Here is a 9,376-nt window from a genome sequence, read left to right on the forward strand (position 1 = left end):
CACCCGCACCGCGACGGCCCGCGCGGCGGCGGCCCGGTCCTCGACGCCTGCGGCGGTGAGCCGCCCGATCCGGGCGGCCACGGCGTCCCGGCCGGCGTCGGCGGACAGGTCGAGCGCCGACAGCAGTCTCGCGCGGTGGTGCGGGTAGTTGGCGTGGGTCCGCACCCAACCGTCCGACGCCGGGAAGAACCCCGACAGCTCCGCGAAACCGGGCACCGGGGCGCCCGACACTCGCAGCAGACGGTCGCTCGCGAACGAGGCGGCGATCCGCTCGGCGTCGAGCCGCCACCGCCGCGGGTCGCGGCCGTGCGCGCGGTCGAACCGGTCGACGGCGCCGGTGAGGGCGGTCAGCGAACCGGCCGCCACCGCGAACACGGGGAGGCGGGCCGCCAGGTAGTCCCCGGGCACCGGGGGAGTCACGGCCCCACGTCGGCGAGCAACCGGCGGCACCGGTGGTGCAACTCGGCACGCAGCGGGGCGGCGCGGGCGGCCAGCGCCGCCTGCTCCCGGACGTATTCGGCGCGGCCGTGCGGGGTCTCGATCGGGATCGGGGTGTAGCCGTACCCGCTGAGGTCGTACGGGCTGGCCCGCATGTCGAGTTCCCGTGCGGCGAGGGCCAATTCGAAGCAGTCGACGGTCAGGTCCGAGTCGATCATCGGGGCCAGCTTGTAGCAGTACTTGTACAGATCCATCGACGCGTGCAGGCACCCGGGCTGCTCCCGGCCGAGCTGGTCGGCCCGGGTCAGCGGGACGCTGTTCCGCGGCTCGGCGGCCGGGGTGAAGAAGCGGTACGCGTCGTAATGGGTGCAGCGCAGTTGCAGCGACTCCACCACGGAGTCGGTGCCGCCCGCCCCGAGCCGCAGCGGCACGCCGCCGTGCCGCACGTCCTCGGACCGGTACACCATCGCCCACTCGTGCAGGCCGAAGCAGGACAGATGCGTGGGCCGCCCGGTGGTCGCCTCCATCAGTCGTGCGGTGAACGCGACCGTGTCCGCGCGGCGCCGCAGGAACTCCGGGTCGACGGTGACACCGGCGTCGGTGCGGTGATACCCGCGCAGGTCGGCGTACTCGTCCGCGCCGGCGAGGACGGTGCCCCACCCGGCGTGCCAGCGGAGCAGCTGGTTCGGCCGGTGGCTGTAATAGGTGAACAGGAAGTCGTTCACCGGGTGGGTCTCCCCGCGGTCGCGCCGCTCCAGGTGCGGCCCGATCAGCGCGGACACCCGCGCCCGGTGCCGGTCGCGGCGAGGGATCCATTCCGACGCGTCCAGAACGTTCATCCGATCAGCTCGTTCGCTGTCCCGGATTGACACCGTTGTTGCGGTGGGTGCCGTCGCGGACGGTGCCCACGTATTCCTCGACGAGGTCCTCGAGGGCGACGATGCCGACGATCTGCCCCGACGGGTCCACCGCCGCCCCCAGGTGGGAGCTGGCGCGGCGCAGACTGGCCAGTGCCTCCGCGAGCGGGGTGGTGGTCGACATCCGCGGCAGCGGGCGGATGTCCGACCGCGGGATCAGGGTGTCGGGTCCGGCCTCCTCGTCGAGGATGTCGTCGAGCACGTCCTTCAGGTGCAGGTACCCGACCAGCGACCCGTCTTCGGCGCGCACCGGGTACCGGGAGTAGCCGGTCTCGACGACGGCCTGCTCGATGGCCCCGAGCCGGGTGCCGCCCTCCGTGAGGGGGATGGTCCGTGCCTCGCTCAGCGGGATCATCACCTCGGTGACCGTGCGGTCCGTGGTCTCCAGCGCCTGGGTGAGCCGGCGGTGCTCCTCCGCGTCGATCAGCCCCTCGGACCGGGATTCGCCGATCATCTCGGACAGTTCCACCGCCGACACGGTGACGTCGAGTTCGTCCTTCGGCTCCACCCGCAGCATCCGCAGCGTCAGGTTGGCGCACAGGTTGTAGAACGAGATCAGCGGCCGGGCCAGCTTGATGAACAGCAGGTGCACCGGGACCAGCAGCATCGCCGTCCGCTCCGGGCCCGCCAGGGCGATGTTCTTCGGCACCATCTCACCGAGCAGGATGTGCAGCACCACGACCAGCGCCAGCGCGATCGTGAACGCGATCGGATGCAGCAGCCCGGCGGGCAGCCCGACCGCGTGCAGCGGGACCTCGAGCAGATGCGCGATCGCCGGTTCGGCGACCTTGCCGAGAAGGATCGAGCAGATGGTGATGCCGAGCTGCGCGGCGGCCAGCATCAGCGACAGGTTCTCGCCCGCGAGGATCACGGTGCGGGCACGTTTCTTGCCCTGCGCCTCGAGGGCCTCGAGCCGGTCGCGGCGGGCCGAGATCAGCGCGAACTCGGCGCCGACGAAGAACGCGTTGCCGGCGAGCAGCACGAACGTGAGCAGCACACCGAAGAGGTCACTCATCGTCGGCCTCCTCGCTGCCGGTGTTCTCGACGGGTTTCGGGGTGAGCAGCACCCGGTCGATGCGCCGGCCGTCCATGTGGGTCACGGTGGCCACCCACCGGCCGCCGGGGTCGTGCGCGCCCTCGGGCAGCGGCAGGTGCACCTCGTCGCCCTCGTCGGGGATCCGCCCGAGTTCGGTGAGCACGAGACCGCCCAGGGTTTCGTATTCCCCCTCGGGTGCGGTGTAGCCGGTGGTCTCGGAGACCTCGTCGACGCGCAGCAGCCCGGAGCAGGACCAGCCGTCGCCGATCCGCTGGACGTCGATCTCCGGTTCGTCGTGCTCGTCGCGGACGTCGCCGACGATTTCCTCGATCAGGTCCTCCATCGTCACCATTCCGGCGGTGCCGCCGTATTCGTCGACGACGAACGCGACCTGCATGCCGTCGGACCGGATCCGTTCCATCAGGGTGTCGCCGTCCAGGCTGGACGGCACCACCGGCACCTTCTGGGCCAGTGTGTGGAGGCGGGTGGTGCGGCGGCGTTGCGCCGTCACCGCGAACGCGTGCTTGATGTGGACGATGCCGACGGCGTCGTCCAGGTCGCCGTCGACGACGGGGAAGCGGGAGAACCCGGTGCGGGCCGCGGTGTCGATCAGGTCGGCCACCGTGTCCGTGGTGGACAGGGTCTCGATCTTCACGCGCGGGGTCATCAGTTCCTCCGCGGTCCGTTCGCCGAAGCGCAGCGAGCGGTTGACCAGCAGCGCCGTGCCCTTGTCGATGGCGCCGCGCTGTGCGGACGTCCGCACGAGGGAACCGAGTTCCTGCGGGGACCGCGCGGACCGCAACTCCTCGGCCGGTTCGATGCCGAGGCGTCGCACCAGCCAGTTCGCGCTGCCGTTGAGCCCGTTGATGGCCCATTTGAAGATCAGCGAGAACGCGGCCTGCATTCCCGCCGTGGCCCGCGCCGTGGGCAGGGGGTGCGCGATGGCGAGGTTCTTCGGCACGAGTTCGCCGAACACCATCGAGAACGACGTCGCGAGAATCAGGGCGATCACCAAAGACGTTGCCGCGGCGGCGGATTCACTGAACCCGATCGCGGACAGCGCCGGGGTGATGAAGCGGGCGAGGACCGGCTCGGACAGGTAGCCGGTGATCAGCGTGGTGATGGTGATGCCGAGCTGGGCCCCCGACAACTGGAACGACAGGGTGCGATGCGCGTGCTGCACCTGCCGGGACCGCCGGTCACCGGTGCGGGCGTGCGCGTCGACGGTGCTGCGTTCGAGGGCGGTGAGGGAGAACTCGGCCGCCACGAACAACGCGGTACCCGCGGTCAGGGCGAGAAAGCCGAGCAGGGCGAGAATGCTGAGCGCGATGTCCATGGATCATCGCCGCCGAGCGGAGGAACGGGGGTCGCCGGGTTTGTCACCCGGCTCGATAGAGGAGCCCTCCGAACCGGCGGAATCGGAGTCCGATTCCACGGAGCAGGAGGGCACGACACTCCCGGAGACGGCGGGTGGGGCGCTTGCTGCGTAGGTGGGTGCCGCGGGCACCGGAGTCCTCTCGTTCGGCCTCGACGGCCCGGACGGGTCCGGCGCCGAGAACTGGTGTGGTTGAGCGACCCATGATACCGGGGGATGTCCGGCTCCGTGGAACAGGACACCCTCCGGCACTTCAGGATGCGGTCGTCACCAGCCGGCAGGCAGCGGGCGGCCCTCGGCGAACCCGGCGGCCGACTGCACACCGAGAACGGCCCGCTCGTGCAGTTCCGCCAGCGTCCGGGCGCCCGCGTACGTGCAGGTGCTGCGCACCCCGGAACAGATGTGGTCGATCAGGTCCTCGACGCCGGGACGTTCCGGATCCAGGCGCATCCGGGAACTCGAAATACCCTCCTCGAACAGCCCTTTCCGGGCCCGGTCGAACGCGGTGTCGGTGGCGGTGCGCGCCGCGACCGCACGCTTGGAGGCCATCCCGAAGCTCTCCTTGTACGCATTGCCGGACTGGTCCACGCGCAGGTCGCCGGGCGACTCGTAGGTGCCGGCGAACCACGACCCGATCATCACGTTCGACGCGCCCGCGGCCAGGGCGAGCGCCACGTCGCGGGGGTGACGGACACCTCCGTCCGCCCACACGTGCGCACCCATCGCGCGGGCCTGCGCGGCGCATTCCTCGACGGCGGAGAACTGCGGCCTGCCCACCCCCGTCATCATGCGGGTGGTGCACATCGCGCCCGGCCCGACCCCGACCTTCACGATGTCGGCGCCCGCGTCGATCAGGTCCCGGGTGCCGGCGGCGGACACCACGTTTCCTGCGACCAGCGGCACCCCGAGATCGGCCTTCCTCAGTGCGCCGAGGACGTCGATCATCTTCTGCTGGTGGCCGTGCGCGGTGTCGACGACCAGCAGGTCGGCCCCGGCGTCGACGAGGGCGCGCGCCTTCGCGGCGACGTCACCGTTGACGCCGACGGCCGCGGCCACCCGCAGCTTCCCGTTGCCGTCGACGGCGGGCTGGTAGATGCCGTCCCGGATGGCGCCGGTGCGGGTGAGGACACCGGCGAGGGTGCCGTCCGGGTGCACGATCACGGCGAGCGAGTCGTGCGTGCCGTCGAGGAGTTCGAACACCTCCCGCGGCGACGCCGAGACGGGGGCGGTGACGAAGTCGGTCAACGCCACCGCGCGCAGTCGCGCGAACCGGTCGACGTCCGTGCAGGAGGCCTCGGTGACGACACCGACGGGCCGGTCCTCCTCGACGACGACGACGGCGCCGTGCGCCCGCTTCGGCAGCAACGCCAGCGCGTCGGACACGGCGGCGTCGGGGCCGAGCGTCACCGGAGTGTCGGCGACCAGGTGCCTGCTCTTGACGAAGGACACGGTCTCCGCGACGGCGCGGGCGGGAAGGTCCTGCGGGAGGACCACCAGACCGCCACGGCGGGCGACGGTTTCGGCCATGCGGCGCCCGGACACCGCCGTCATGTTCGCGACGACGATCGGGATGGTGGTGCCCGACCCGTCCGCGGTGGCCAGGTCCACGTCGAATCGCGACGTCACCTCGGTGCGGTTCGGCACCAGGAACACGTCGTCGTACGTCAGGTCATAGGGAGGGCGATGCCCGTCGAGGAACTGCACATGTCAGGACGATACCGGGGAAATTGCGGCGGTGTCGGATGTCTGCTGGGCCTGCGACCTGGACAGTCCGATCGTGGCGACCAGCATCACGGCGACCGAGCAGCCGACCACCACGAGTCCGGGGCCCGCGACGCGCAGGCGTTCGTCGAGGACGGTCATGCCGAGGAACACGGCGGCGAGCGGTTCGGCGATGGTCAGGGCGGGCAGCGACGCGGACAGCGGACCTACCTGGAAGCCGCGTTGCTGCAGATACACCCCCACCAGTCCGGCGGCGACCAGCGCCCACGCCTGCCAGCTGCTCAGCACCGCCCCCAACCCGCGGGGCACGAGTTCGACGACGTACTTGGTGAACGCGACCGCCACCCCGTACAGGATGCCGCCCGCCCCGCCGAGCAGCAGGGCCCGCCACCCGGGGTCGATCTTCGTCATCCCCGCCGCGGCCGCGGCCGCCACCACGGCCAGCAGGATGCCGAGGGGCAGCACCCATTCCCGGAACGGGGCGTCGACGTTCCCCTCGGTGGGGTCGCCGATCACCAGGAAGATCGCGAGCGCGACGGCCAGCGCGACGGCGAGAGCCCACGTGGTGCGGCTGAGCCGGTACCCGGAGAACTTCGCCGACAGCGGCAACGCGAACAGCAGCGCCGTCACCAGCAGCGGCTGCACCACCAGCACCGACCCCAGCGCCAGCGCCACAGCCTGCATCACGTACCCGCCGCCGTCCCCGATGAAGCCGGCCCACCAGCGGGGACTGCGCAGCAGCGTCGTCATCAGTGCGGCGTCCTCGGGGACGGCGGACGCCGCACGCTGCTGCGCCACCGACGCGCACGCGAACAGCAGCGCCGCGATCAGCGCGCACACGATCGACGCGAACGGCAGGGACATGCCTCTCAGTGTGCCCCGCGGTTGCGGTGTCCGTGGGGAGTTGACGCAGGTCCGGGTTTCCGCCCGCGCCGCGCACCCGACCGGGCCGCTCCACCGTCGCCGGGCCTTCCGCGACGGGCGGTGCGGCCCCCGGGATCGTGCGCTTGCCTGCCCTTCTTGGGGGTGTCCTGCGCCGGCGCCCGGGTGTCCGGCGCGGGGACCGCCTTCCCGGTGGGGCGGCGTGCGCCGGTGATCTCGGCGAGCACCCGGTCGCCGGGCCGCACCGGCGTGCCGGTGACGTCGAGACCGGCCTTGCGGGTCAGCTTCTCGACCGCGGCCCGTTCGTCCTCGGTGACGAGGGTGACGACCACGCCGGATTCGCCCGCGCGGGCGGTGCGCCCAGCCCGGTGCAGGTAGTCCTTGGCCTCGGTGGGCGGATCCACGTGCACGACGAGCGTGATGCCGTCCACGTGGATGCCGCGGGCCGCCACGTCGGTGGCCACCAGGACCGGGGTGGTGCCGTCGGCGAACGACGCCAGGGTGCGGGTGCGATTGTTCTGGGCCTTGCCGCCGTGCAGGGCCCCGGCCGCGACGCCGGCGGCGTGCAGTTCCTGCGCCACCCGGTCCACCCCGAACTTGGTGCGCACGAACATCAACGTCCGCCCGGATCGTGAACCGATATGTGCCACAACGGAATACTTGTCCTGCCGGTCGACGTACAGCAGGTGGTGCCGCATCGTCGGCACCGTCGCCGCGACCGGCGCCGTCGAATGCGTCACCGGGTCGTGCAGGTACCGGCTTACGAGGGTGTCGACCTCGCCGTCGAGGGTCGCCGAGAACAGCAGTCGCTGGCCCCCGGCCGGCGTCTTGTCGAGGATCGCCGTGACCTGCGGCAGGAACCCCAGGTCGGCCATGTGGTCGGCCTCGTCGAGGGCCAGCACCGTCACGTCGTCCAGGGACACCGAGCCCTGCGCCAGATGGTCGGCGAGGCGCCCCGGCGTCGCGATCAGCAGGTCGACGCCCCGCGACAACGTCTCGACCTGCCGTTTGATCGGAACCCCGCCCACGACGTTCGCCACCCGCAACCCCACCGACAGGGCGGGCTCGTCCAGTGCGCGTTCGATCTGCAGCGCCAGTTCGCGGGTGGGCACCAGCACGATGCCGCGCGGGTACCCGCGCCTGCCGGCCGCGCCCGTGAGCCGCACGAGCATCGGCAGCCCGAACGCGAGGGTCTTCCCGGACCCGGTCGGTGCCCGGCCCAGCACGTCCCGGCCGGCGAGGACGTCGGGAATGGTGGCCGCCTGGATCGGGAACGGCGCGGCGATGCCGCCGCGGTCGAGGGCGTGGGTCATCACCGCGGGGAGACCGAGCGCGAGGAACGTCTCACCCACCGGTGCGGGCGAGGCGAACTCGTCGTCGGGCATATCCAGAAGGCTACCGCCTGCGAAGGGGGTGTCCCGACGCCGCGGCCGTGACGCACCTGCGGTACGCCACGGCCGGGGACGGTCGATCGGGGAGGGTCAGGCCTGCACTTCGCTGCGGTCACCGCTCCACAGGGTGTGGAACTTGCCCTCGGCGTCGACCCGCTCGTAGGTGTGGGCGCCGAAGAAGTCCCGCTGCCCCTGCGTCAGGGCGGCGGGCAGCCGCTCGGCGCGCAGGGCGTCGTAGTAGGACAGCGACGACGCGAACGCCGGCACCGGGATCCCCAGCAGGGTGGCGGTGGACACCACGCGGCGCCAGCTGTCGATGGCCGTCTCGATGGCGTCCCGGAAGTACGGGGCCAGGATCAGGCTCGGCAGCGCCGGGTTCTCGTCGTACGCGTCCTTGATGCGGTTGAGGAACCGGGCGCGGATGATGCAGCCGCCACGCCAGATGGTCGCGAGGTCGGCCGGGTGCAGATCCCAGTCGTATTCGGCGCTGCCCGCCGCGATCTGGTCGAATCCCTGCGCGTACGCCACGACCTTCGACGCGTACAGCGCCTGCCGGATGTCCTCGGTGAACTGGGCGGCGTCGGCGGGCTTGTCGGCGAGCTGACCGGACGCGAGACCGACCGCGGCCTTGCGCTGCTCGCGGGACCCGGACAGGGCGCGGGCGAACACGGCCTCGGCGATGCCGGTGACGGGGACACCGAGGTCGAGGGCGGACTTGACGGTCCACCGGCCGGTGCCCTTCTGCTCCGCGGCGTCGACGATCACGTCGACGAGGGCCTTGCCGGTCTTCGCGTCCTTCTGCTTCAGCACCTCGGCGGTGATCTCGACGAGGTAGCTCTCGAGGTCGCCGGAGTTCCATTCGGTGAACACGTCCGCGATCTGGTCCGCGTCGTAGCCGAGGGCGGCGCGGAACAGGTTGTACGCCTCGCCGATCAGCTGCATGTCGGCGTACTCGATGCCGTTGTGCACCATCTTCACGAAGTGCCCGGACCCGTCGGGGCCGATGTGCGTGCAGCAGGGGGTTCCGTCGACCTGCGCGGCGATCGACTCGAGCAGCGGTCCGAGGGCCTCGTAGGACTCCTTCGGCCCGCCCGGCATGATCGACGGACCGTTGAGGGCGCCCTCCTCGCCACCGGAGATGCCGGCGCCGACGAAGTGCAGACCACGGTCCCGGAGGGAGGCCTCACGGCGGATCGTGTCCGTGTACAGGGCGTTGCCGCCGTCGATGATGATGTCACCGGGCTCCATCGCCGAGGCGAGTTCCTCGATGACGGCGTCGGTGGGGTCGCCGGCCTTGACCATGATCAGCACGCGGCGCGGCTTCTGCAGCGCTGCCACGAACTCCTCGATGGTCTCCGTGCGGACGAAGTCGCCCTCGCTGCCGTGCTCCGCGATGAGGGCGTCGGTCTTGGCGATGCTGCGGTTGTGCAGCGCGACCGTGTGACCGTGCCGGGCGAAGTTGCGGGCGATGTTCGAGCCCATGACGGCCAGGCCTGTGACGCCGATCTGCGCGCGGGCACCCTCAGTGTTGTCGATAGTCATGGATACAGCATTCCCTCTCGCTCGGCGGTAGTGAAATCGGCGGCTACGAAAAACTCGACCGGCTAAGCCAAAC

At 71.3% G+C, this 9,376-nt stretch carries 7 protein-coding genes and 1 pseudogene; all 8 read right to left on the bottom strand.

What is annotated here, in order from left to right:
* Positions 1–420: pseudogene (locus ACFTZB_RS38590) on the bottom strand (hypothetical protein); the annotation flags it as partial.
* A complete protein-coding gene (locus ACFTZB_RS38595) occupies positions 417–1,277 on the bottom strand; it encodes a 3-methyladenine DNA glycosylase (RefSeq protein WP_378440130.1) in 861 nt (286 codons plus the stop codon). The pseudogene ACFTZB_RS38590 and the gene ACFTZB_RS38595, both read right to left, overlap by 4 nt.
* Before the next feature lie 4 nt (positions 1,278–1,281).
* A complete protein-coding gene (locus tag ACFTZB_RS38600; RefSeq protein ID WP_378440132.1) occupies positions 1,282–2,370 on the bottom strand; it encodes a hemolysin family protein in 1,089 nt (362 codons plus the stop codon).
* Positions 2,363–3,727, bottom strand: a complete 1,365-nt coding sequence (locus ACFTZB_RS38605) for a hemolysin family protein (protein ID WP_378440134.1) — start codon at positions 3,725–3,727, stop codon at positions 2,363–2,365. The genes ACFTZB_RS38600 and ACFTZB_RS38605 overlap by 8 nt, the downstream gene beginning before the upstream one ends.
* A 306-nt stretch (positions 3,728–4,033) precedes the next feature.
* A complete protein-coding gene (locus tag ACFTZB_RS38610) occupies positions 4,034–5,470 on the bottom strand; it encodes a GuaB1 family IMP dehydrogenase-related protein (RefSeq protein WP_378440136.1) in 1,437 nt (478 codons plus the stop codon).
* A gap of 3 nt (positions 5,471–5,473) precedes the next feature.
* Positions 5,474–6,352, bottom strand: coding sequence for a DMT family transporter (locus tag ACFTZB_RS38615; RefSeq protein WP_378440138.1), 879 nt, complete (start codon positions 6,350–6,352; stop codon positions 5,474–5,476).
* Positions 6,353–6,357: 5 nt separating this feature from the next.
* Positions 6,358–7,755 (bottom strand): DEAD/DEAH box helicase, encoded by a 1,398-nt coding sequence (locus ACFTZB_RS38620; RefSeq protein ID WP_378440140.1) that lies wholly within the window; start codon positions 7,753–7,755, stop codon positions 6,358–6,360.
* 96 nt (positions 7,756–7,851) lie between these two features.
* Positions 7,852–9,303, bottom strand: a complete 1,452-nt coding sequence (gene gndA / locus ACFTZB_RS38625) for an NADP-dependent phosphogluconate dehydrogenase (RefSeq protein WP_378440142.1) — start codon at positions 9,301–9,303, stop codon at positions 7,852–7,854.
* Positions 9,304–9,376 lie beyond the last annotated feature (73 nt).

Origin of the sequence: Rhodococcus sp. NPDC057014 (assembly GCF_042673295.1) — a bacterium.
GTDB lineage: Bacteria > Actinomycetota > Actinomycetes > Mycobacteriales > Mycobacteriaceae > Rhodococcus_F.

Bases quoted from the DNA above. Each gene is read 5' to 3' on its own strand.
- ACFTZB_RS38595 (WP_378440130.1), bottom strand. From the start codon at position 1,277: ATGAACGTTCTGGACGCGTCGGAATGGATCCCTCGCCGCGACCGGCAC.
- ACFTZB_RS38600 (WP_378440132.1), bottom strand. From the start codon at position 2,370: ATGAGTGACCTCTTCGGTGTGCTGCTCACGTTCGTGCTGCTCGCCGGC.
- ACFTZB_RS38605 (WP_378440134.1), bottom strand. From the start codon at position 3,727: ATGGACATCGCGCTCAGCATTCTCGCCCTGCTCGGCTTTCTCGCCCTG.
- ACFTZB_RS38615 (WP_378440138.1), bottom strand. From the start codon at position 6,352: ATGTCCCTGCCGTTCGCGTCGATCGTGTGCGCGCTGATCGCGGCGCTG.
- ACFTZB_RS38620 (WP_378440140.1), bottom strand. From the start codon at position 7,755: ATGCCCGACGACGAGTTCGCCTCGCCCGCACCGGTGGGTGAGACGTTC.
- gndA (WP_378440142.1), bottom strand. From the start codon at position 9,303: ATGACTATCGACAACACTGAGGGTGCCCGCGCGCAGATCGGCGTCACA.